The sequence below is a fragment of the Cellulophaga omnivescoria genome, from assembly GCF_001999725.1.
GTDB classification, from domain to species: Bacteria; Bacteroidota; Bacteroidia; order Flavobacteriales; family Flavobacteriaceae; genus Cellulophaga; species Cellulophaga omnivescoria.
The window spans coordinates 82,334-108,704 of the sequence record NZ_MDDP01000024.1; the positions used below are offsets into that span (position 1 = coordinate 82,334).

The 26,371-nt window shown below is 32.6% G+C and carries 15 protein-coding genes; 2 read left to right on the forward strand and 13 right to left on the reverse strand.

The window, feature by feature from the left end; translation table 11 throughout:
- Nucleotides 1–84 precede the first annotated feature (84 nt).
- The 13 genes from bglX to BFJ87_RS11865 all read right to left on the reverse strand — a co-directional run bounded on the left by bglX (nt 85) and on the right by BFJ87_RS11865 (nt 22,962).
- A complete protein-coding gene (bglX, locus tag BFJ87_RS11805) occupies nt 85–2,361 on the reverse strand; it encodes a beta-glucosidase BglX (protein WP_077404676.1) in 2,277 nt (758 codons plus the stop codon).
- 8 nt (nt 2,362–2,369) lie between these two features.
- A complete protein-coding gene (locus BFJ87_RS11810) occupies nt 2,370–4,019 on the reverse strand; it encodes a family 16 glycosylhydrolase (protein WP_077404679.1) in 1,650 nt (549 codons plus the stop codon).
- A gap of 12 nt (nt 4,020–4,031) precedes the next feature.
- Nucleotides 4,032–6,122, reverse strand: coding sequence for a PKD domain-containing protein (locus BFJ87_RS11815; protein WP_077404681.1), 2,091 nt, complete (start codon nt 6,120–6,122; stop codon nt 4,032–4,034).
- Nucleotides 6,123–6,133: 11 nt separating this feature from the next.
- Nucleotides 6,134–7,609, reverse strand: coding sequence for a RagB/SusD family nutrient uptake outer membrane protein (locus BFJ87_RS11820; RefSeq protein ID WP_077404684.1), 1,476 nt, complete (start codon nt 7,607–7,609; stop codon nt 6,134–6,136).
- A 10-nt stretch (nt 7,610–7,619) separates the two neighbouring features.
- Nucleotides 7,620–10,655: a SusC/RagA family TonB-linked outer membrane protein gene (locus BFJ87_RS11825; RefSeq protein ID WP_077404688.1), complete on the reverse strand. Its 3,036-nt coding sequence runs from the start codon at nt 10,653–10,655 to the stop codon at nt 7,620–7,622.
- 240 nt (nt 10,656–10,895) lie between these two features.
- Nucleotides 10,896–13,676, reverse strand: coding sequence for a helix-turn-helix and ligand-binding sensor domain-containing protein (locus BFJ87_RS11830; RefSeq protein ID WP_077404691.1), 2,781 nt, complete (start codon nt 13,674–13,676; stop codon nt 10,896–10,898).
- An 85-nt stretch (nt 13,677–13,761) separates the two neighbouring features.
- A complete protein-coding gene (locus BFJ87_RS11835) occupies nt 13,762–14,745 on the reverse strand; it encodes a hypothetical protein (RefSeq protein WP_077404694.1) in 984 nt (327 codons plus the stop codon).
- Nucleotides 14,746–14,818: 73 nt separating this feature from the next.
- A complete protein-coding gene (locus BFJ87_RS11840) occupies nt 14,819–15,700 on the reverse strand; it encodes a DUF6268 family outer membrane beta-barrel protein (protein WP_139344239.1) in 882 nt (293 codons plus the stop codon).
- A gap of 80 nt (nt 15,701–15,780) precedes the next feature.
- Nucleotides 15,781–16,140 (reverse strand): hypothetical protein, encoded by a 360-nt coding sequence (locus BFJ87_RS11845; RefSeq protein WP_077404700.1) that lies wholly within the window; start codon nt 16,138–16,140, stop codon nt 15,781–15,783.
- A 135-nt stretch (nt 16,141–16,275) separates the two neighbouring features.
- Nucleotides 16,276–18,192 carry an OmpA family protein gene (locus BFJ87_RS11850; RefSeq protein WP_077404721.1) on the reverse strand — a complete coding sequence of 639 codons (1,917 nt, stop codon included), beginning with the start codon at nt 18,190–18,192 and terminating at the stop codon, nt 16,276–16,278.
- Nucleotides 18,193–18,202: 10 nt separating this feature from the next.
- Nucleotides 18,203–19,129, reverse strand: a complete 927-nt coding sequence (locus BFJ87_RS11855; protein WP_077404703.1) for a PorP/SprF family type IX secretion system membrane protein — start codon at nt 19,127–19,129, stop codon at nt 18,203–18,205.
- A 37-nt stretch (nt 19,130–19,166) separates the two neighbouring features.
- The gene (locus BFJ87_RS11860) at nt 19,167–22,187 is read right to left on the reverse strand and encodes an Ig-like domain-containing protein (RefSeq protein WP_077404706.1); all 3,021 of its coding nucleotides are present in this window, start codon (nt 22,185–22,187) and stop codon (nt 19,167–19,169) included.
- A gap of 289 nt (nt 22,188–22,476) precedes the next feature.
- Nucleotides 22,477–22,962, reverse strand: coding sequence for a CAP domain-containing protein (locus BFJ87_RS11865; RefSeq protein WP_077404709.1), 486 nt, complete (start codon nt 22,960–22,962; stop codon nt 22,477–22,479).
- Between the two features lie 282 nt (nt 22,963–23,244).
- On the opposite strand from BFJ87_RS11865, the gene BFJ87_RS11870 reads away from it, so the two are divergent.
- Together BFJ87_RS11870 and BFJ87_RS11875 are read left to right on the forward strand one after the other, a co-directional pair.
- Nucleotides 23,245–24,750, forward strand: coding sequence for a S10 family peptidase (locus BFJ87_RS11870; protein WP_077404712.1), 1,506 nt, complete (start codon nt 23,245–23,247; stop codon nt 24,748–24,750).
- A gap of 11 nt (nt 24,751–24,761) precedes the next feature.
- Nucleotides 24,762–25,805: a hypothetical protein gene (locus tag BFJ87_RS11875; RefSeq protein WP_077404715.1), complete on the forward strand. Its 1,044-nt coding sequence runs from the start codon at nt 24,762–24,764 to the stop codon at nt 25,803–25,805.
- Nucleotides 25,806–26,371 lie beyond the last annotated feature (566 nt).

Here is a 26,371-nt window from a genome sequence, read left to right on the forward strand (position 1 = left end):
ACTACTAATTACTTAAGCAAAAAGCCTCAATTATTATAAACTGAGGCTTTTTTAGGTATTAAAAAATAATTATAAACTATAACTTTACAATGTAAAATCTGCTTCTAAACTGGTATAAGAGCTTCCGCCCACAAAAACTTTAAAATCACCCGGCTCTATTACAAATTCTCCTTTATTGTTAAAAAAGCCTAGTTCCTTACTTGTTAGTTTTAATGTAATATTTTTGGTTGTATTTGGCTCTAATTCTACCATTTTAAACCCTTTTAATTCTTTAACTGGTCTTGTTACGCTGGCAAATAAATCTCTAATATACAATTGCACAACTTCTTTTCCCGTTACACTACCTATATTAGTTACCTCTACAGAAACCTCTACTTCGTTATTAGGCAACTTAACTACCTTTAAATTACGATATTTAAATTTGGTATAACTTAAGCCGTGACCAAAGGGGTATAATGGCTTGTTACTTTCATCTATATAGTGAGACCAAAAAACAATATCAGGATTGTCTGTAGATGGCCTACCTGTATTTTTATAGTTGTAATAAATTGGTACTTGTCCTACATTTCTAGGAAAAGTCATTGGCAATTTACCGCTGGGGTTATAATCTCCATACAAAACTTGTGCTACAGCATTACCAGTTTGTGTACCTAAGTGCCAAGCTTCTACTATTGCAGGTATATGCTCATCTGCCCATGTAATAGCTAAAGGTCTTCCGTTATTTAAAACCAAAACTATATTTTTATTAACTGCGTAAACAGCTTCTAAAAGTTCTTGTTGTACCCCAGGCAAATCTAAACTTGTTCTGCTACGAGCTTCACCACTTTGGTAACCGTGCTCTCCCAATACCATAACTACTACGTCTGCATTTTTAGCTGTGTTTATAGCTTTAGAAAATTCACTTTTATCTGTAGTGTTTATTTTTAATTCAAAAGCAAACTCTGTTTTACCTACAGCAACATCTGCTCCCTTTGCATAGGTAAGTGTATTGTTTGTATAGTTTTTCATCCCTTCCAAAACAGATACTGCAGTACTATCTTCGGCAGCAATTCTCCAACTACCTAACGGACTAGTTTTATCTGCTGCTAAGGCACCAATTAAAGCAATTTTTTGTCCGTTTTTCTTTAAAGGCAATAAATTGTTTTCGTTTTTAAGCAGCACAATAGATTTTTTTGCTACATCTAAAACAGCATCGTTAATTGCTTTGCTTCCGGTTACTTCTTTTTCCCTTTCTTCATTACAATACTTGTAAGGATCATCAAAAAGTCCTAGTTCGTACTTTACTTTTAAAATTCGCTTTACAGCATCATCAATAAAATTTGCAGAAACTTTGTTTTCCTTTACTAACTTACTCAATTCTTCTACGTAGGCATAAGATTCCATATCCATATCAGAACCAGCATTTGCTGCTAACTCTGCTGCTGCATTTAAGTCTTTTGCATATCCGTGAGCAATCATTTCTTTAATAGATCCCCAGTCTGAAACCACAAAACCATCAAAATTCCATTTATCTTTTAAAACCTCTCTTTGTAAAAATGCATTTCCTGTTGCAGGTACTCCATTTAACTCATTAAAAGAATTCATAAATGTTTTTACACCAGCATCTACAGTTGCCTTAAAGGGAGGAAAAATTATATTATTTAAGGTAGATGTACCTACATCAACCGTATTGTAATCTCTACCAGACTCTGAAAAACCGTAACCAGCAAAATGCTTAGCACAAGCCACAATTGTAGCCTTATCTGCTAAATTACTACCTTGAAAACCCTGCACCCGAGCCACAGCAATTTTAGATCCTAGGTATGTATCTTCACCTGCACCTTCCATAACACGTCCCCAACGAGCATCTCTAGAGATATCTACCATTGGCGCAAATGTCCAATTTATACCTGCTGCAGAAGATTCTAATGCTGCTATTTCTGACGATTTTTTAATTGCATCTAAATCCCAGCTTGCTGCTTCAGCTAACGGTATTGGACTTATTGTTTTGTATCCGTGTATAACATCAAAACCAATAATTAAAGGAATACCTAGTCTAGTTTCCTCTACTGCTATTTTTTGTACTGCTCTAACATCTTTAACACCTGTTACATTTAGCATAGAACCTACATAACCTTTACGTAAATGTTCATATTTTTTAGCTGCATCGCCATCCTTTGGAGTAGGACCAGTTACATCCCAAAAGCCATTGTATTGGTTCATTTGTCCAATTTTTTCTTCTAAAGTCATTATAGAAAGTAAAGAATCTACTTTTTGATCTATATTTAAACTATTAGAAAAATTATTTGGCGTTGAGTTTTTACAAGATAGTATACCAATTGCCATAACAATTGGTATACTATATATAATTACTTTTTTCATATTATTTTTTATTGATAAACTCTAACATAATCTATTTCCATAGAGTCCTGAACAAAACCAGGATCTACTGTACCACCTAATGTACCGCCCATTGCTACATTTAAAATCATAAAAAAGTCTAGATTAAATGGTGTACTATTTGTGTTTGCATACGTTAAAAATACAGTGTCATCTACTAATATTTTTATTTCGGCTGTTGTCCACTCTACACTATAATTATGAAATTCTGTTGTAGATGTTTCATTGGCTATTTCATTTGTAAACGCATTACCAGCAAAAGCATCAGGTTGGTGCAGCGCTCCAGAAGTTTTAGATTTATCCTGGCCGGTTTGCTCCATAATATCAATTTCTCCGCAATTTGGCCATCCTACTTCATCAAAATTAGCTCCTAGCATCCATATTGCTGGCCAAGTACCCTGTGCAGCAGGCAATTTAGCTCTTACCTCTACTCTACCATATGTAAACTCACTTAGGTTTTCAGACTTTAATCTAGCAGAAGTATAGCCACCATTTTCTGCAATTGCAGTAATTTTTAATAACCCGTCTTCTACAATAACATTTTTAGGGTCGTTAGTATATGTTTGCAGTTCTTGGTTTCCCCAACCACCAGCACCTAAGTCATAACCCCACTTAGTTGCATCTGGTGCACCATCATCATTAAACTCATCAGACCAAACTAAGTTTGTAAAAACCGACTGAAAAGAGTCTTCTGCTGGACTAGTTTGAAATTTATGATACCAATACAATTCTGGGCTTAAACCATCTTGTGTTCTTACATACATTTCTGTATCAGATATCTCTAAAATTTCATAAGAAGAAGAGCTAACATAATATCCCATAAAAGCATTATTAGAAAAGTTCATCACCGTACCTCTTGGTCTAAAATCCGGATCTGGAACAGTTTCCCAGTCTATACTAGTTGGTGCTAAAGAAACTATACTTGTACCAGAAGTATCAAACTCAAAACAAGCATCTTCACCTGCATTTTGCCCTACTATATCTTGGTGACTAGCATTAAAAAAAGTACCACTATTATTGTTTAATTGATAGGTTAATTGTCCGTCTGCAGTTAGTGAAAATATTAGCTCATCATCACACAAACAATTGCTAATTTCAATGCCACATTTTTCAAACGGTTGTGCAGCAAAAAAAGAAGGAAACCAAAAAGCATCTGGAGCTATATCTGCATTACCACCAACGCCTAAATGTGCAACTTCTGATGCTGCTAAATACCAAGTTCTGGTAGAACCTCCTGTTAAAAACTGTTTTACTTCTGGGTCATCAAAAGAACTAAAAACCTCTACATCTACAGATGTGCTAGAAGACAAACCTCCTGTACCAATAGCATTTACAACCACTGTAAATGTATTTACACCTACAACGCTAAACCTGTGTGTAATTTCTCCAGAAGGAGACACTTCACTTATGCCGTCTCCAAAATCAAACTTATAACTAATTGCATTAACTGCATTTGCTTTAAGTGTTACAAATCCGCTACCATCTCCATTAGGATTAGCGTCATCTGCACCAACAACAACCGCCTCTAGTGTTACGTTAGACGGAGCAATTATGCCTCCTATAGTTGCATCATCTTCCTGACAAGAAAATAGTAGCAATACCGACAGAAAGAAAATCATATTATATTTTATTGTTTTCATTTTTTTATCTTTTTATATTCTTACTAATTTATATTGCCAAAAAACACCAGAACCAGCTTCTACGTAAACAGACATTGTATTTGCATCTATAAAGGAAACTGTATAAATAATTTCGCTAGGCACAGCTACATTAGGTAATTCTCCTTGGTTATTAGCCTTTGCTAAACCAATATAAGCACCTGTACCACTTATTGTTACAGTGCCCAATGCTGCATCATAATTGTATGTTGCTGTTGCAGAACCATCATGCGGAGCTACTGGAGTACCACAAGCATCAGAACCACCTTGCCATCCTTCTACCCAAGTCTGAGCTCCTAAGTTGTTTACAAAAGAACCATCTGTACCAAATACATATGTATCATCATAATAACAAGCTCTTAAACCTACACAGTCAGCATCACAATTAAACCAGCTAATGTCACCTGGAGCAGGACCAACACCTAAAGAACCTGCCTCTTCTGCTAATTTCCAGGTACCTGCAATTGGTGAAACAACAGCACCGTCTCTTACTAATTTATACTGCCAAAAAACACCAGAACCAGCCTCTACGTATACAGAAATAGTGTTAGCATCTAAAAATGAAACATTATAGGTTATAGCACTTGGTACCGCAACGTTTGGCAATTCTCCTTGGTTATTAGCCTTTGCTAAACCAATGTAAGCGCCTGTACCATTTACAGTAACTGTACCTGCTGCCTCATTATACGTGTATGTAGCTGCAGACGAACCATCATGCGGAGCTACTGGAGCGCCACAAGCATCAGAACCGCCTTGCCAGCCTTCAATCCAAGACTCAGACCCTAAATTATTTGTAAAAGAACCATCTGCTCCAAAAACATAAGTATCATCATAATAACAAGCTCTAAGAGCTACACATTCTGCATCACAATTAAACCAACTAATATCTCCTGGAGATGGTCCAACTCCTAAAGAACCAGCCTCTTCTGCAAGTCTCCAAGTACCTACTAAACCTGTTGGTATGTTAGATGGTGCTTTGTAGAAGTATATGTTATCTATAAACACTGTACCTTCTGCCCACGGTGTACCTACAAATTTTAACTGAAAAATTTCTGAGACTGTTAAACCCTGATCTGTATAATCTGACAAAGGAATATCTATAGTTGTCCACTCGCCTGCAGATAAACTAGATGTTACTGGAGCTTCTGTAACTACACCAGACGCATTGTTAATTAATGATGTTTCTAAATCTGTAGCATCACCAGATGTCCAAACATCTAAATGTAAATATTCCATTTGTGACACATCTATAGTAGTACCATCTGCTAAAGCAATACCTTGGTAACTTAAATTAATGTACTGTAACATTGTATCACCGTTAAGATCAAACTCTGTCCATCCGCTACCTTGGCCACCTTGTCCCCAATCTGGAAAGTAATTTGTACCTGCAACATCTTCATAAGCAGCACTATAGATAGATATAACATCTTCTGGGTTTCTGCTTGGTGGTGTAACTGCAGAACTAAGTGGTTGTACAATTGCTGTAACTACAAACTCTTCTTCATAATCTGTAGTAGCAATTGCAGCACTCATTGCAACAACTTTAATGGTATACGTGCCTGCTTCTTGATAGGTATAAGAAATTGATTCTCCTATTGCGGCTTCTACAGGTTCTTCTGCTTCTGTTTCACCAAAATATACTTTATATGACAATGCAAAATCTGCATTAGCAGTTACATTTACTTGTTTAGATACTGCCTCATCATTTTCTATAGTTACCACTAAATTTTCTGGTGATTTAAAAGAAACTTCTATAGTTTGTGTAACTGTAGTTTTTTTACCATTTAAACCAATAGCTGTGATAACAACATCATAACTACCTTCTGCATACGTATGCGCTATAGTATTACCTGGTTTAACGGCTTCTATAATTTCTGAGCCATCTCCAAAATCTACCGTATAAGTAGTAGCGCCTTCTGCTATAGGTGTAATGTTCACAACACCTGTATTATCTTGTGTTACGCTCACTTTTGCAGACACATTTGTTGGTGCTGCAATACTGTTTACGTAATCTGTATTATCATCTTCTGAACAGCTTATAAAAAATAAGCTGAAAAGAAGCAATGTATATTTAAATATTTTCATAGTTATGGTTTTTAATAATTAGGATTTTGTTGCCAATTACCATTAGAAAACTGTATTTCTTCAATAGGAATTGGAAAGATTTCATTTTTTCCTTCAGTAAAACCATCAATTTCTTGCGCAGCCTTACCGGTTCTAACTAAATCAAAAAAGCGGTGGCCTTCTCCTACCAGTTCTACTCTTCTTTCGTGTGCAATAGCATCTGTTAGCGCTACACCAGTTGCTGTAACATCATTTGGTGCTCCAAAGGCTCTTTCCCTAACTCTGTTTAAATAAGTCTGTGCTTTAGTATCACTAATTCCGCCTCTATTGTAGGCCTCTGCTGCCATTAATAAAACATCTGCAAAACGTATTGCTCTGTAATTATTAGGATTTGTAAGATTTTGATCTCCGGTATTTAAATCTCCTTTTCTAGCAATATATTTTCGGTTGTAATACCCTGTATGTTCATTACCAGTACTAAAAGTAGCACCTGTTTGTGCAGCCCAAGCGTTTATATCTAAAATAGCAACTTCTTTACGTAAATCTCCGTCTTCAAAAGCATCTACCACTTCTTGCGTTGGAACATTAAAGCTAAACCCAGAGTCAAACTCTGGTCCAGAGTAATTTCTAATACCGTTAAAACCTACAGCTACATTGCCTTCACTACATTGTAAACAACCAAAACCTGCACCTTCTGCATCTGAGTACTGGACTTCAAAAACTGATTCTACTCCGTTTTCTCCATTGTTTTCAAAAATAGTATTGTAATCTGTTACTAGGTCATATGGCCCGTTTTGTATTAAATTATCTAGAATAATAGCTGCTTCAGAAAATTTTTCTTGATACAAAAAAGCTTTGCCTAACAACGCTTGTGCTGCACCTTTGGTGACCCTACCAACTTCTGGCGCTGTATACTCTAAATTATCTATTGCAAATTTTAGGTCTTTTTCTATTAAAGCATATACCTCTGTAACAGAAGATCTTGGTAACGTTGTTTCTTCACCTAACTCAAAACGAGTTTCTTTAACAGGCACAGGACCAAACCATTTTACCAGCTCAAAATAGTAATATGCCCTTAAGAAACTAGCCTCTGCAATTATTACATTTTTACCTTCAAACTCGGTTTTATCTTGAAATTCTAGTATAAAGTTTGCTCTACTAACGCCTGCAAACATCCAGTTCCAAATGTCTCTTAAATTACTATTTACTGGCGTATGTATCATATCATCTATTTGCTGAAAACCAACTACATCTGTAGCGCTTTCTCCTCCTGCTAATGTATTGTCTGATGCAATTTCGCCTAAAATTACATTTACATACGTAGACTGTAATAAGTCATACGCACCAATTAAAGCATTGTAATAATCTTCTTCAGAATTAAAATAATTTTCCGAATCTATACTATACCTATCTACTTCTTCTAAATAAGAATCGCTACAAGCATTGTTTGTAATTACACATAGTATTACAAACAAACTAGTGATGGTTTTATTTATATATGTTTTCATATTTTTTGTTTTATATAGAAAGATTTAAACCTAAAATAAACTGTCTTGAAACTGGGTAAAATCCGTAATCAATTCCGCTAGAGAATACATCTAAATTTCCGTTTTGATTAACGCCTTGCGCAGCAGGGTCATAACCATTGTACTTTGTAAACGTAAATGCATTGTTAACAGAACCATATATACGTAATTTGCTAACACCTATTTTTTGTAAAAACTCATCTGGTAATGTGTAGCCTAATTGTATATTTTGTATTCTTAAAAAAGATGCATCTTCAACAAAAAAGTCTGAGAATAACCTGTTAGTAGTTGCTCCTATGGTTGCTCTTGGTACTGTATTACTAGTGCCTTCTCCTGTCCATCTATTTAAATAAAGACTAGATCTGTTTATGTTAGGTTGATCTCTTTCATAATTACGAACCATTTCTTTACCTAACTCTGCATACATATAGGTTCCAAAATCTAAATTTTTGTAGTTAACTCTTAAATTTAGTCCCATTATGTAATCTGCCTGTGCTTTTCCTAAATATGTTCTGTCTGCAATGGTAATTTCACCATCATTATTGGTATCTACATATTTTAAATCTCCAGGAGCAGCAGCAGAACCTAAACCTTCTTGTGATGGTGCTGCATTTACCTCTGCCTGGTTTTGAAAAACACCATCTGTTTTAAGTCCATAAAAATAACCAATAGGCTGGCCAACTTCCATACGTGTAATTGCAGGCTGGCCAACACTAAAAGAACCACCTTCTGATACAATATCATTGTTTACAGATGTTACCTCGCCATTTACTTTAGTAACATTATAACTAAGGTCTACAGATAGGTTATCTGAAAAACTCTCTTTGTAGTTTACAAAAAACTCAACACCTTTTGTACGTGTAGTACCAGCATTAACCGTTGGTAAACCTGCACCAGGAGCAGAAGCTCCCAATATACCAGACACAGGAAAGTTTGCTATTAATAAATCATTACGGTCTTCTACAAAATAATCTGCAGTAAACTGTAATTTATTGTTAAACAAGTTTAAATCTAAACCAATATCTAATTTATCTGCAGTTTCCCAAGTAGCTTCAGGGTTAGGAATTCTTCCGTTTGCTGTACCAGTTACTAAACCATTATTTAAAACATAAGTAGCCTCACCACTAAGTAATGCTCTATAAAGATCTACTCCCACATTGTTACCCAAAGAGCCATAACTAGCTCTAAGCTTTAAAAAGTTTATAACGTCTGAATCTTCTAAGAAAGCTTCATCTGAAACTATCCAACCTGCTGTAGCAGAAGAAAAATAATCTATTCTGTTACTTGGTGAAAAGTCTGATGTACCATCTCTACGCACCATTGCAGAAAGTAAATATTTTCCTTTATAATCATACTGTAACCTTGTAAAGAATGATGATAATCTAGAATCATAAATATAAGAACTTGTAGATTTTGCTTCGCTTAAACCATTTGCTAATGATATGTCTGCAAACTCCCAAGAGTTGTTAGGCACATCAAAACCGGTACCTTGTAAATTATCTCCCCAAGCTCTTTGTGCACTTGTACCCAAAGTAACTGTAGCGTTATGATTTTCTGCAAAAGTCCTGTTGTAAGTAATAAAAGTGTCCCAAGTGTATGAGTTGTTGGTGTTTTTTGTTTGTGTAACACTACTACGGTCTGTATTAAAAACTTTACCAGAACCATAGTTTACAATTGGTGCAAATGATTTTTGCGTATCATTATATGATTTTAAACCTATACGAGAAGTAATTTTTAATCCGTCTAAAGGTTCATAATCTAACTGAAAAGTACCTTCTATAGAATTACCGTTATACTTGTTGTAGGTATTTGCTATTTGTGATAAAGGGTTTATAACCTCATTACCTAAAAAGCCTGATGCATCTTCTTGATCTAAAGTGTACGTTGGTGCATAGTTAAGCGCGTTAAATAAAGGAGACCCTAATGCATTTTCTCCTATTGTTTTTCTAACATTATTAAAATAGTTAGCAGATGTGGTAAATTTTAATTTATCTGTAACATCAAAACCCAATTTAACTTTAACGTTTGCTCTAGTAAAATTAGATTTATCACTAGCAATAATACCATCTTGCTCTAAAATAGAACCACCAAAATAATAGGTGTTTTTTTCGCCACCACCTGTAAGTGATATGTTATGGTTGGTAATTGGTGCAGACTCAAACAACTCATCTTGCCAATCTGTACCAGTGCCTAAATTACTTACATCTGCATACGGCAAATCTTGACCATTTGCAGCATAGCTCTCATTTAATAACAATGCGTATTCTGTTGCATTTAAATACGGTAATTGTCTGGTAGTTTGTTGTATACCAGTATAACCGTTGTAACTAATTTTAAGCGCAGAGTTTTTTCTACCACTTTTAGTAGTAACAAGTACAACTCCGTTTGCACCTTCTATACCATAAATGGCAGCTTGTGCATCTTTTAATATTGAAAAAGACTCAATATCACTTGGATTAATACTGTTTAAATCTCCTTTATAACCATCTATAATTACCAAAGGACCATTGTCTCCGTTAGAGTTTACACCTCTAATAGTAATATTAAATTGCCCACCAGGAGAACCAGATGGTGCCGTTACAGATACACCAGCAGATGTACCTTGTAATGCTTGTGCTGCATCTACAGGTCTAAGTTCTTCTATTGTTTCTGAACTTACAATAGAAACGGCTCCTGTAATGTCTTTCTTTTTTTGGCCTCCATAACCAATAACAACAACTTCATCTAACTTAGAAACGTCTTCTGTTAAAACAACATTTAACGTTTGTTGGTTAGTTATTTTAATTTCTTGGGTAACATACCCCAAATAACTAAACTGAAGAATTGCATTTTCTGGCACATTAGTAATGGTGTAATTTCCATCAAAATCTGATACCACTCCCTTAATAGTATTTTTAATAATTATACTTACTCCAGGAATGGGGAAACCTGTTCCTTGTTCTGTAATTGTACCCGAAACATTGTTTTGTTGTGCAAAGGATACGAGACAAAAACAAAAGGTAAATAATAAGCTAAGTTTTGTTTTCATAAAATAGTTTTTGTTGTACTCTCAAATTTAAAAAGTAATGTTAAGAAATTCTTAATTTGAGACACTACAAAAAACATACACCGCAAAAAAACACAGTAAAAAATGTTGATATCATAATATACACCTTGATTTTACTGGTGTTTTGGCTTGTAAGAAAATAACACAAAATTAAAACTAGATATTAGCTAAAATTGTTAATGTTGTGGTAATGTATTGGTGAAATTTAAAAATGTAGTAGTATTATAATTCCAAAATATAACTAGTTAAACTAGTTTCATGGGGTAAATTCATTTTTTTACGCAAACGATATCGTTTAACCTCTACACTTCTAGGAGATATATTTAATAAAGGGGCAATTTCTTTAGATGACAAATTTAAACGTAAATACGCGCATAGTTTTAAATCGTTAGGAGTAAGTGCACTGTGCTTTGCTTTTATTTTATTTAAAAAATCCTTGTCTGCGTTATTAAATGCTTCTTGAAATAGTTTCCAATCATCTGTATTGTTAATATTTTTATCAATTATTTTAATTACAGAAGATACTTTGTTACCTAAATTAGCTTTTATAAGTTCTTTTTTAATCGTATTTAAAAATTCATTCTTTCTAATAATACTCATTGTAGAGATAGCCAATTCTCTATTTTTATTCTCAATATCTAGCTTTAACTTTTCGTTATTTAGCTGGGTAAGTTGCTGCTTGTTTTCTAACTCTTTTCTGGAGAGTTTTTGTTGCGTTTTTAACAATGCTCTTTTTTGTTTGTTTTTATAATACACATCTATTAGCTTAAAAAGTAAAACACAAGCAAAAATGTATATTGCAATTGCTAAATTAGAAAGGTAAAAAGGACGATCTATAGTAAAAGTGTAACTGACCGTGTTTGTTATGTTGTTACCAGATTTTCCCCTAACGTTAAATGTATATTCTCCGTAAGGTAAGTTTTCAAAAAGTTGAGACGTATTTTGTGACCAATTAGACCATTTGTTAGACAAGCCTTTTAATTGATATTGATACTCATTTTTTACAATTGTATTAAAAAAAGGAAAACTATAATAAAAAACGATATTGTTTTGCTTGTTTTTAAGTGCACTATTCTTTTGTAAGTTTATCCTAATTTTAGGTTCATCTCTTTTATAAACCTCTACTGCATTTATATTTATATTTAGGTTTTCTGTATTTGCTGTATTTAAATTATTTAAAAGTAAGTAACCGTTAGATGTACCCACTAAATAACCAATACCTCCTACCTGAGTCATATTTTCAAAACCAGCTACGCTATTCACTAAATTACGAGCTACAGGTATGTTTGTAAGTTTAGGTTCATTGCTTATGCTTCCAAAGTTTAAAATAGAAATATTATCATCTGCAAAGCGCCATAATTTGGTACTATCTTCCTTTATTTTCATTAATGTAGTTAAACTACTATAATCCTTAAAAAGATTAGTGTAAATAGAGTCTTTAACAAACTCATTATTTTTTAATGTAAATATACCCTGAGAAGATGAGTAAAGTAAATTGCCGTTAAACTTTATAATATTAGAACCACTACCCTCTTTAGAAACAGATAAATATTCTTTATAAAGCACTTTTTTATAATCTGCATCTACCTTTAATTTATAAAGTCCCTTTAACTCGTGATTTACGTATATGGTATTCCCTATGTTTTCAAAAAAACGGCTAGACATATTTAAACCTTCTAACCGGTTTTTATACTCCCAACTTCCGTTTTGTTTCTTTAGTACGTGCAGGCCATTATAATTACCTTGTAAAACAAGGCTTTTATCTTTATTAATGGGTTTAAAATCCCAAGTACCCGGAGAATTACTTATCTGTTTTATAACCGTATTATTATCTATAATTAATGTTCCCTTATCGTGCCCACAAAAAAGGGTGTTATCTATAGTTTTTAACATCCAAACTTGCCCTTTTGTACCTTGTATGAAACTAAAATTAGTTTGTTTGGTTACATCTTTATAAAATAAACCCTGATTTGTTCCTAAATACATATATCCATTATGTACAATAGATGTATACACCGTTCCTAACTGACCATCATTATCCGTAAATACGTTAAACCTGGACGAGTTATTTATAAAATTTATACCATTATCTAAACCCAACCATATATTTTTATAACTATCCTGAAATAAAGAAAGTACTGTGTTATTACTAATACCCTTTTGTCTTGTTAACTTGTAATTAAATGAACCATCTTTATTTAAAAAATATACTCCATTAGATATTGTTCCCAACACAATACTATTATCTTGTAGTTTTATAGCATTGTAAATACTTAATTTCTCTGTATCTAATATAGATTGCCATTTTACAGGTAAATTATTGGTAATAGTAAAAAAACCATTGTTTTCAGTAAGATAAAGTAATTGGTTATTTTGTTTAAAAATGGTAATTATTTTATTCTCTTTAAAAAAATTACTGTTGTTAACTAGTTTCCTTTTTTCATTTTCTATTTTAAACAAACCAACACCCAATTCTTGATAATATAATGTATTGTTTACATATATCATTTTGCCAATAGTACCTTTGGCATTTATACATTTTACTTCTTTTTTTTCTAAGTTGATTAAATATATTCTTGAGAGCGATTGAAAAATCATCCAACCATCTACTTTTTCTATGTTCCAAAACTGTTCACCGTCTAATAACTGAAGATTTAAACTTTCCTTTAATGAATAATATTCTAAAACTCCTAAAGCATTTTTCTGCCAATATCCAAAATCCATAAAACTACCAGTAAAAATCTTACTTCCAATAGCTTTTACAGAGCGTACAATGGAGTTGTTAGGCACGGCATAAAGTTTCCAATCTGCGCCATTATATTCTAGCAAACCGCCATTATTGGCTAAATAAATTAAATTATCTTGATTTTGAGAAATGTCCCAGTTTTGATTCTCTGCGGCGTATTCTTGTGGTGTTATAATGCTTATTGGAGGAAACTCCTGTGCTTTTAAAACAAAACACAATAAAAAAAATGAAAAGGCTGCTATTTTTTTTAACAACATATATGGTTTGGAAAGTATTATAAAAATTGTAAGTTACAATATACAATTTTATATACTTATTGCGCTAAAAAGCAACCAAATTAGACTATTTTGATAGTAAATTTTCTTTTTGGTACACTAAAATTTCTTTCAAAGATAAATGTTCTTTTAATGCAACAAAAGCAATATGCTGTGCTTGCTTTTTAAATAAGTTCCAATACACAACAACATAGCCATTTACTGGTGATATGTAGACTCCTTTTTCTGCTTCTTTAAGTTCTTTTTCGGTTCTAATATTCTCTGTATATTCTACATAAATAACCCTGTTAAAATCTGTTTTATTTACATATGTACCATAGTAGTTGTGTAATTTTAATTTAGGATTTAATGTTTTTAAATAATGTTGAGTTTTAAGAATAATAGCATCTCTAGTTTCTTTAAAAGTTGCATCATTTTCATTTAAACTAATGTCTTTTAAAAACCAAACACCGTTGTCTTTTTCTACAAAATGTAATAGGCTTGGATATTGGGTTTCACAAAAAATTAGTTCTAATTTAAAACTGTGATAATAACCAAATTTATCGGTGTCTTCTTTACAAAACAAGTCCAAAAAAAACTGCTCTTTTTGTGCTATCTCTGTTTCTGTATATTCTTTGTTAAAAGTTAGTTTAATAACATCATAACCCCACTCTAAACTTACTCCTAGAGCTATCATTTTATCATCTATTATAGCTTGTGATGCTACTACTTCTTGTTTTTGTATATAAGATTGATGAAAAGATAACCCGTCTGGATACATAGATTTAACATCTTTTTGATCTGCAATTTTACTTGCATCAAAAGTTAAATACATTTCTATTTTTGGATTTTCAACTTCATAAATTACAGCTTTAAAACAATTAGGATTCATTGTTGCCGTATTAAAAAACCTGTGTAAATCTGTGTGTTTTAAAGTAGTACCATAATTTGCCTTTAAAAAAGCATTTAAATTTTTGGCTGCCCTTTTCTTAGACAGCATATACTTAGATTTTGTTATAAAAAATATAACCACTAATAGCACAATAATTACAGATGCAATTTCTTTAATCATAAAAGTAAAAGTAGTAAACCATTACAATAAAATTGTCACGGTTTATAGGGATAAATTAAAGATATATCTTAAGCTATTTTTTTATGCGTATTCCCGTACCAAAATAGATGGTGTTTTTTTTATCTACAGTAGAAACCTTATCGTTGTCTTTATTTCTTAACTCAGCTGTTTCCATAAGAACGCCAGAAAAATTACAAAAAAGTTCTAGGTGTTCTTTTATTTTAAACTCGTAGCGTAAACCACCTAAAATAAGAGATACGTTTATTTTTTTTGCCAAATCTTCTTCGTTATTAACAGGTAAGCCTTCTTGTATGTTGGCTGTAAAACCGTCTAATTCTGTTACTAACTTAAGCCTAGATTTTTTAGAGATATGGTATTGTATATTAGACTTAGGCACACCTAAATTATAAGACCATTTTGGGTGAAATTTACGGTAATAACTAATAAATGGTAAAGGAAAAGAAATACCTCTGTTTTGAGAATAAGATACTCCTACAATTAATCGGTAAGGCTTATCAATTGTTGTGTCGTCTCTTTTGTCATTAATAAAAACAACGTCACCAGCAAAAACAGCGTCTTCAAAAGTTATTTTACTGCCTAAATTAGAGCTAAATCCGGGTGTAAAACGCACACCCAAACGCCAATCATTCTTTAGTTTTTTAATATAAGCTAGGTTAAACTCTAACATCTGAAAATCCTGAATAATATCTCTATTAAACTTGGCAATTTCAGGGTCAAAAGACATTTCTATATTGCTATAATCTAACCCCAATAAAAGGTAATTGCTATTTTTAAGTTCTATTGGGTAATTAACAGCTGCACGCGCTCTGCTATACCCAAAATTAGAGTTTCCTCTTGGTAAAACCTTATATTCTAATCTAGCAAAATCTGATATTTGTCCGGTTGCGGTTACAAAACACAAATAAAAAACAAACAACAGACTCTTAAACCTCATTAAGTGTAATTAAATTATTAATAAATATTAAAAAACAATACAAATTTACCAATAATTTAGGCAGTGTACTATATATTATACTACTTTATTAGCTCTTCTTCTGCTATTGCTTTAGTATAATTTGCTTTTATTGTTGGGTGACTATTAAAAAACTTTTTACTGTTTTTACGTTTTAATGTAACCTCAACATCACCATTTTTGTTGGTAGTTACAGCAGTAACCACAACATTAAGGTTTTTTAGGCTTTTGTAATTTGCAAGTCCACCACGTTTAATAATAAAGTTTTTTCTTGGTAAAACTAAATGCTGATAGGTGCCAGATGATGCCGCTCCTATTTTAAGTTCTGTTCCTACTTTAATCTCTGAATTTAAAGGTGTTGTGTTTGCGTGTAACGCTACAACCAAACACAAACTCATTACTAATGTTATAACTTTTTTCATATTTCTTAATTTTTAACCCTAAAAATAATTAATGACGCAATATTAAGCCAGTATTTTAAATATACTTTAACAAAAAACAAAAGCACCGTAAAAACGGTGCTTTTGTTCAAGATTTGGGGAAAACTAGTCGTATTGTTATTTAGCTACAATTATAAAGTCAGACCTTCTGTTTGTTAAATGCTCTTGCTCTGAACATTTTACACCGTTGCTACATTTATTTTTAAGTTTTAATTCGCCAAAACCATTGGCACTTTCTATTCGGTCTATATCTATTCCTTTAGATACTAAATATCTTCGGGTAGATTTTGCTCTGTTGTCCGACAACTCTAAGTTATAAGCATCCTTACCTCTAGAGTCTGTATGCGATTCTATTTTTATTTTAGTTTTTGGAAATTCATTTAATACAAAAAGTACTTTTTGTAATTCTATTTCTGCTCTTGGCGTAATATCATACTTATCGTAATCAAAATAAATAGGATCAACTTTTATTTTTTCTACATTATCTTCTTTAACTACTAAGCTCTCAAAAGGTGTTAAATATACTTTATTATTTAATGATGGTTCTTCTGGGTTTTCTTGAGTTTCTATTGTTATTGTTTTTTTAGAATACTTATCCTTTGCAAATACAATTTTACTTGTTTGGTTGCAAGGTAAAATAAAATTATAATACCCATTAACATCTGTTTTACTATTTTGTAGTAGCCTGTCATCTTCATCATAAATAGCAACTGATACCCGCTCTAATGGTTGTTTGGTTAGCTTATTATATACATTGCCAGAATACTCTAAACAGTTTATAGGTTTTGCACCTTCAAAATGATAAACATCATCGTCTCCCATACCTCCATACCGGTTAGATGCTATGTAGCCGCTGTTTGAAGCCATTTCTCTAATAAAAGAAAAATCGTCCATATTACTGTTTATAGGTTTCCCCATATTTAAAGGTAGTGAGTACTCACTATTTGGTAGTATTTTAGACGCAAAAATATCTAAGCCGCCTAAACCATAATGCCCGTCTGATGAAAAATACAACTCATCCTTATCTACAAAAGGAAACATTTCTCTACCCCTTGTATTTATAGTTGGCCCTAAATTAACAGGTTTACCAACTACGTCTCCAGATGCAGATAGCTCTACAACATAAATATCACTAGAACCATAACCGCCTTCCATATTAGATGTAAAATACAAGTGCTGCCCATCTGCACTTAATGCTGGGTGGCCACAAGAATATTTTTTACTATTAAAACTTAAAGACATGACGTTTACCAACTTATTATCTGCAATTGTACCCTTTAATATTTGCATATTAGACAACCCATCTGCATTGGCATTAAGTTTATTTTTTTTAATAAAATTACGCGTAAAATATACTGTTCTTCCATTATTAGAAATTGCTATGGTTGCGTCATGAAAACTAGACTCCATATTTTCTAAAAACTTTTCTGGCACAAAATCTTCTTGTTTAGGGTTTGTAAAATACAAATCTAAATACGGTTGTTTGTTCCAAGGATAAAGTTTATTAGACTTAGCAGTGTCTCTGGCAGATGCAAATACCAATCCTCTTGAGTACATAGCAGGTGCAAAATCTGACTTTGAGCTATTAAAAGGCATATTTTTAATAGTGTATTTTGGTTTTGTCTTAGAAATACTATCTAAATACGCCTTTTGTAATAAAATCATTTTTAATTTGGTAGGATTGGTGTAATACTCTTTTAAAAGTTCATCTGCCCTATCTATATGCATACTAGCTTTTAAACTTTGTACCAATTTTATCAAGTTACTCTCTCCTACTTCTTTCCCTTTTATGCTATATAACTTACTATACCAATTTTTTGCATTTTGGTAATCGTTTATATTAAAATAACTATCTGCCAAACGTTGTATAACGTGTAACGATGGTTTTCTTTTTTCTGATGCTACACTTGAATATAATTTTATAGCTTCACTAAACTTAAAATCTTCAAAATATACATCTGCTCTATCTTCTTTACTTTGTGCTACAGATAATGAAGCAAAAAGTATACTTAAAATGAATAAACTTTTTTTCATATCTATATTTTTAAAAGAATCTTGGTGATAATGCTCTCTTTTTAGAATTAAAAACACTGTACTTTAAAATAACTTCATGAGAACCATTATTATAATCACCTAAATCTGTTAACGTATAATCATACGCATAACCAACAAATAACTCTTTTGTTATGTTAAAGCCTGCTAATGCACTAACGGCATCATCATAACGGTATGCTGCTCCTATGCTAAATTTTTCATTTATTAAAAAGTTACCAGATACATCTACAGTTATTGGTGCTCCAGATACGTGTTTTGTTAAAACTGTTGGTTTAAATTTTAAGTTACCAGACAAATCAAACACATAACCACCCATTACGTAGTACTGACTTTTACGGTCTGTAACAACCTCATCATTATCTTTTAAAACAGATGAATTAAAAAGGTTTTGGGTAGATACACCTGCGTACCATTTTGTACCGTACATAAATGCTCCTACTCCAAGAACAGGACGTACATCTTTATTATTTTCATTAAAAACAGGATCCAGATTATCTTCATAAGATCCTTTAGACCAATCTATGTTTAAAATGTCTACACCAGCGTTTATACCTAATGATAATTTGGTTACGTAACCTAAAGGCAGTTCATAAGCAAAGTTACCATTTACAGTAATGTTGTTAGATGCCCCTAGTTTATCATTAATTGCACTTAGTCCTAAACCAACTTTTTCTCCAAACTTACCTTGTATGGAAAAAGACTGGTTACTTGGTGCGCCTTCTAAACCTACCCATTGGGAACGATGTAAAAAGGTAGCCTCTAGCTTGCCACTTGTACCAGTGTAACCAGAGTTAAGTGCCATTGTATTATGCATATATTGTGTATACTGCGGTGCCTGTTGTGCACTAGATATATATATTCCTAAAAAGCTAAACGCTAGCAGTAATGTATATTTTATATTTTTGGTTAATATCATTTTGGTATTCTTTTGGGGTTGTTGTGTAGGTTTGGTTTTATCTTGCTAATTGTAGCCAGCCTTTTAATGTTCTGTTTAATTCTGGAATAGAAAGAATATAGTAGTATGTACCAGACGGTAAATGTTCTCCTTTACGTAAAACACCATTAACATTTGCTACACCATCCCAGTTATTACTATAATTAACTGCTTCAAAAACTTGGTTTCCGTTTCTGTTAAATACTTGTAATGTATTAGAACTATAATCTTCTAAACACTGTACTTTAAAGAAATCGTTATAACCATCGTTGTTTGGTGAAAACTCGTTATAAACAAACAAGCAAAACTCTTCACCTAAAACCTCACCACAACTAATAACACCTACGCTTAATATAGCTTCTTCTGAGGTGCAACCACTTGCGCTATCATAAGTAACTGTAATTTCTGTGTTATCTAAATCGTCCCAAGTAACAGTAACAAAACTATCTGTACTTGTACCGCCATCTGTAATTGTACCTCCTGTAACTGTCCACACATAATTTTGCTTATCTGTTTCTGTAGTATACATATAACTATCTTCTAAACAAGCATCTTCAAAAATACCTGTAAGCGTAGCTTGCTCTGCTTCTTCAATATTAGTTGTTATTGCTAATCTTGTGCTACTTTCACAACCGTTTTCTGTATTAGCAACATAGTATGTTGCACCATCAACTAAAGCTGTAGAAGGGTCTAACATTGTGCCTCCGGTTTCCGCATCATAAAAAACAACAGCGGTTTCATTTACCTGAATATCTCCAACTACCGGATTATTTGCCTCACAAAAAACTTGTGTAGTGCTTGTTGTGGTTGGTGCAGGAGTATCTAAAATTGAAACCGTTATTTGTACACGTGGTAATACAGATAAAGGAACATCTAAAAGTCCTACATAGTATGTGCCACCATCTGTTAGAGCTGCATTAGCATCTACTGTAGCACTACCTAAAAGACTATCAAAAAATACAACATTGTTGCCGTTTACATCTAAATCTAATAAAGTTGCATTATCTGATGCACAAAAAACCTGATTTAAATTATCTAGTATAAACTCTGGTATAGTTACGGTAACATCATCTGTAATGCTACACAAACCGCCAGATATAAAAATCTCTAATAAATTATCTATATCTGATAAAAGATCTGTACCGTCTACTGTAATACTAAAATCTAAGTTAGCGTCTAATATACCTGTATAAGTTGTACCATTTATAGCTACAGTAACTTCATCTCCTACATTAACGTCTCCTGTTACAGAACCTGTAATGTCTGTGGTTGGGTTTACCTGAAAAATAGTAATTAAGTTAGCTAAGCTAATATCTGTATCTAAAGTTACATCTACTGCTGTACTTGCAGAATCTACAATAGTTACTTCTACAGGTTTTAAATCGCCATCTAGATTTTTACAACCTGCAATATTATCTGTACTACCTACAAAGTAGGTATACGGACTATTAACATCTGTTAAGCCTGTAATGGTTAAAACTCCGTTTTCATCTATATTGTATGTTGCTCCGTTTACAACCATACCGTTAGTAATTGGCATTGTTTCTGCACTGTCTAAAAACCAATTGTATGTTGCATCTATAGCACTAGAAGGTACTAATACCACACTACTTTGTGAGCAAATAGGGTTTTCATTACCAATTACAGTAATATCTGCTGCAGTAGGTATTTCCATTACAGTTACCGGAACCTCTACTCTTGGAGACTCTTCTGTACAACCTACATATGCAGAAGCTACATAATAAGTGGTACTTGTATTTAAAACTGGTGTAGTAAATGTATCTCCAGAATTGGTTGTTGCTAACAAATTACCACCAGTTTCTGCATCATACCAACGTAATTCTACAGCTGTGCCACTTGCGGTTGCAGTTATTTCTGCTGTAGAACCACTACATATACTAATATTTGTAGATGAGTCTGTAAATACTGGTTGTTCTGGTGCTCTGTAAATGTCATAAAGTCTAATTTGCTGACTAACTGCAACGTTTAACAAAGAAGCTAAACTAAGAGTAACTCTATTAACAGAAGCACTAGGCTTAAACGCTACTACTGTACTATTACCATTTTGCAAGAGTCCTAATAAATCTAAAGATAATAAACTAGATATGTTAGATGAGTACACTTCTTGTACTCCATTGTTTGCTGTAATATTAATATTATTTAGTAACCCTAAGCTAACTAGAGAAGGATCTACTGCCAAACGCACATATATTACATCATCTGTACCAGAATCTGTGTCAAAATAAATGGTTTGCTCTATACTTGCAGCAACATCTAAAACTCCTAAGCCTAACTCTGCGTAGGTAGATGTATCACCGTCTATAGCAAAATTTGGATTTGTTACTCCTGCGCCTCCTAAATTTAGTAAGTCTAAAGAAATACCATTACCGCTAAAAGAAGTGTAACTTGGTAATCCGCAATCTCCTGTTCCTGTTGTGTAATAAGATTCATACACACCTAACTGTCTGGTATTGTTTAGCCCTATTAGAGATCCTATACTATTTTCAATACGTATTCTATTGTACTCTTGGTCTGGTGTAACAGCCAAAAAGTAGTCGTTATCTTTATCTACTACAACACGTAAATCTTCTGTAGAGAATCCGTTTGCTTCTGTAGATTGTTTTTCTAATACTGTAACAGCATTGTTTTGCGCTTTTACAGTAAACTCTTGATTACCAATAAGTAAAACACCTGTAATATCTGATAATAAGCCTCCTAAGCTACCTCCTAACAAACTAGGCAATAAATCGTCTTGAGTTTCTATTTTGGTGAAACTTGTAGTATTTGCTGGTAAGTTACTTGGGTACTGAAGTTCTAAATAACCAGAGTAAGCGCCAATACCAACTAATACACCAGAACCGGCATTAATGTCTGCTTTGGTTAACAAATTGCCATCCACAGCGTTATTGGCATTATCTACCCTATCTTGTATAGGAATTGTTGTAGCGTAATTTTTTGTTTGTGATTTAAGATTTGTAATACTAGTGAGTAATAGTGTTACAAAAATGAGTCTAATTTTTTGGGGTAAAATTAATTTCATTTAGTAAGTTTTTGGTTAAGTTTCAATTTGGTACAATCATAACGTAACCTTGCGTATATGTATTCTCCACTTATTGTATTTACTCGATGAAATACACCCCATTTCGATGAAATACATAAAATTTTAAGAAATTGAAGATTACGCAAACGTTTGCAGTAATTTTTAAAAATAACTCAATTTACTAAAAATTAACTATTTGTAAAATACTGTAACAAAAAAAACACTTTTAAAACAATCTAAATTGTCTTAAAAGTGTTATTAAAAAAGATAATTTTAACCTAAAAATATCTTACTTATAATATAACTGTGTAAAGTATAATTTTCCATTTTCATCAGCTTTAATATTTATAGCTGTGTATGTAAAATCTCCTTCCATTACTTTTTTGTGAGTTGGACTATTAATCCAAGCTTTAACTACACCGTTTGCTGTTTTAAAATCTTTAGCTAAGTTTTCTGAAACAAAATCTGCTTTTGCCTCTACTGCTAAATTAGATGCACGTAAATCAAAATTATCGTGGCTAATTTTTCCAGCCTCAATCATATAATCATTATGCTGTGCAGCATAACCATATGCTACTTTACCATATTCTAAAGTATTTAAGCCCTGAGAAGCTCTGTACTCATTTACCAATTCTATTACTTCTTTCTCTAATTCACTAGACGTATCTACCTGTGCATAAATAGCATCTTCTTGCTCAATGCTCTCTGCAGTACAAGATGTCATAGTAATAAATAAAGCTAAAAGTCCTAATGGTAAAAATTTAAATTTTGACATAGTAATAAACATTTGTAGGTTAAATCTGAGACAAAGTTACCACGCCTTAAAACCCTTTTTTAAAATTATCAAATGAACGCACTATTTTAAACGGTGAACTGCAGAAAAGTGCCTTTAAATCATTTTAAAAAAAAGTAGTCAAAAAATTTCATCCCAAAAACGTGCAGATTATCTAGGGTTAACAGCATTTTTATCCCTTTAAAAAAAGTTAAAAAGAGAATACATTTTTATACTTTATTGTAATTCTATACTTTTAGATCTGAACTCAACTACAACTTAAAAATGAAAAAATTAGCTTACCTAAAAGTCGTTACCGTTATAGCGGTATTTAGTTTTACTACACAAACAAAAGCTCAAGATTTAAAAATTGCTGTAGATACTACGGTAGTAACAAACCACACTGCTACAATTAACAACACTAAGCTTACCTATTCTGCCACTACTGGTACACAACCTGTTTGGGATAAACAAGATAATATAGTTGCAACTTTGTTTTATACCTATTATAAAAGAACAAATGTTAGTAAAGGAGAAGAACGCCCATTGGTAATCTCTTTTAATGGTGGTCCTGGCTCGGCATCGGTTTGGATGCACATTGCTTATACTGGACCTAAAATTTTAAATATTGATGACGAGGGTTACCCTGTGCAACCTTATGGTATTAAAGACAATCCGTATTCTATTTTAGACGTAGCAGATATTGTTTACGTAAACCCTGTTAATACAGGTTACTCTAGAATGGTAGCACAAAAAGACGGAAAAATGCCAGACCGCAAACAGTTTTTTGGTATTAATGCAGATATTAAATACTTGGCAGCTTGGGTAAATACTTTTGTTACACGTAACAACAGGTGGCAATCTCCTAAATATATTATTGGTGAAAGTTATGGTGGTACGCGCGTATCTGGTTTAGCATTAGAACTGCAAGAGTCACAATGGATGTATTTAAATGGTGTTATTATGGTATCACCAGCAGATTATAAAATATACAACGCAGACGGACCTTTATCTTCTGGTATAAACTTACCTTATTATGCTGCTGCTGCTTGGCACCATAAAATGTTACCTGCTGCTTTACAACAAAAAGACTTGTTAGAGGTATTACCAGAAGTAGAACAATACACCATAGACAAGCTTATGCCTGCCATTGCTAGAGGCGGATTTATAACAGATGCCGAGAAGCAAGAAGTTGCAGAAAAAATGGCGTACTACTCTGGTATGTCTAAAAAAGCAATTTTAGACCATAATTTAATGGTGCCTACTTCTTTTTTCTGGAAAGATTTACTACGCAATAAAAGCGGACATACTATTGGCCGTTTAGACTCTAGATATTTAGGTATAGACAAGATGGCTGCTGGTACAAAGCCCGACTATAATGCAGAGCTAACCTCTTGGTTACACTCTTTTACACCTGCAATTAACTTTTACCTTAGAGAACACTTAAACTTTAAAACAGACCTTAAATACAATATGTTTGGTAGTGTACACCCTTGGGATAATAGCAACAATAATGTTAGAGAAGGTTTACGCAAAGCAATGGCAGAAAACCCATACCTAAAAGTATTGTACCAAACAGGGTATTATGATGGTGCTACAACCTACTTTACCTCTAAATATAGTATGTGGCAAACAGACCCAAGCGGAAAACTAAAAGACAGGTTTACTTTTAAAGGCTACAGAAGCGGACATATGATGTACTTGCGTAAAGAAGATTTACAATCTGCTAACCAAGACATAAGAGCATTTATTAAAAAAAGTGCTGCTAATGGTAAAGCTGCTAAGTATTAGAGATAGGCTTTATGTTTGATAGAAATTTAGGATATAAGCTTATAAATAAAATAAAAAAAACCGGAAAAATTTCAATTTCCGAAGAAAGTAAATGTTATTACCATAGTAAAGTAAATGGAGAATCTAAAATTATTTCTTTAAGCAAAGACTTAAGAGATTCAACTATTTTAAATTTTAACGAAATTCATAGGTATAAATTTACTGGAAATTATTTATTGATATCATTTAAAAATGGATATACGGAAATAATAAATTTGAAAACTAATAATAAAGTAAAAATTGAGGAAAAACTCTCATTCGCATTAACATATGAAAATCAAGGATATATAATTATAAATTCAATAAATAATTTACTTATATATGACAAAATTGAAAGCACTATAAAAGAGTTTACATTTTACAAAGAGCTAATTTTTAAAGCGATTACAGATTCAAAGCTAATATTTTACGGCAATGAAGGCAACAAAATATTCATTTTTGATATCGATTTAATTATAAATCACAAGCAAAAATCATATGAAAATATCCCTTTTATTACTTGGAGTGATACTATTGAGAATACAACACTATATGAAATAATTATTAAAGATCAACTTTTACTAATTTTAAAAGGCACATCTGTTATATGCTTAAATATTGAAACAGGTAAAGTAGTTTGGTCTCTTAATAGTGAGATAGCTAAAAGAATGGGAGTTATTTCTGGCGAATATTTATACACAGCATCTAACACAAGTCTTACTAAAATAGCTATTGCATCTGGTAAAGTTGAGTATGCCATAAGATTTCAAGAAGAATATCAGCTAAAAAAATTAATAACTCTTTATGGCATAGAAGAATTGACCGTATTTAAAAATGAGCTATGGGCTTATACTAAATTTGGCACCTTATCTTTAGTTTGTATTGATAAAGAAACTGCTTACTTTAAAAAAGTTATTCCTTTAGAAAGTTTAGGTATTAAAACTGGTATATTTTCTTTTCAGTTTTATAAAGACAAGCTTTTTATTCACGATTATGATTATACGTTGCACATTTTTGAAAAAGAGAAAGTAATTTAATTTAGTTAGATGCGTTTAACAGCACAAGCAAGATGCTTGCGCTAACGTTGGGAATTAAAAAATATACTGTCTACAAGAAAAGCAATAGAAGAATTAGGTGCAGATAAAGTAAACTCTCTCTCTTAAACCGTACAGATTTGAATGATATCACAAACTTTCAAAAAAATAAAATGATAAATGCTGTGATAGAATTTACAAATAATAATTTTTAAAAAATTTTTATTGATGACTAAAAATATTACAAAAAAATTTCTAATGAAGATAACTGGTATCATATAGATAAAATTAAGGTAAATGATAGTATGATTGCTGTGTTAACAGCAGGTGGAACTCTTCATATTTTTGAGAAAGAAGAAACTGATTTAATTTAGTTAGATGCCCCGCTAGCGCGAGCGTCACGCTCGTGCCGGTCTCTTATACCCATCTGCCGCGGCCGACGACCTTCCGCGTGTAGCTGTCGGTGGCCGCCGCGCCCCTAGAATAACACCACGCCATAAACATACTCATTCACAACATGTAGTTGACCAAAACACAATCTATAAACCAACCCGAAACAAAACACTACA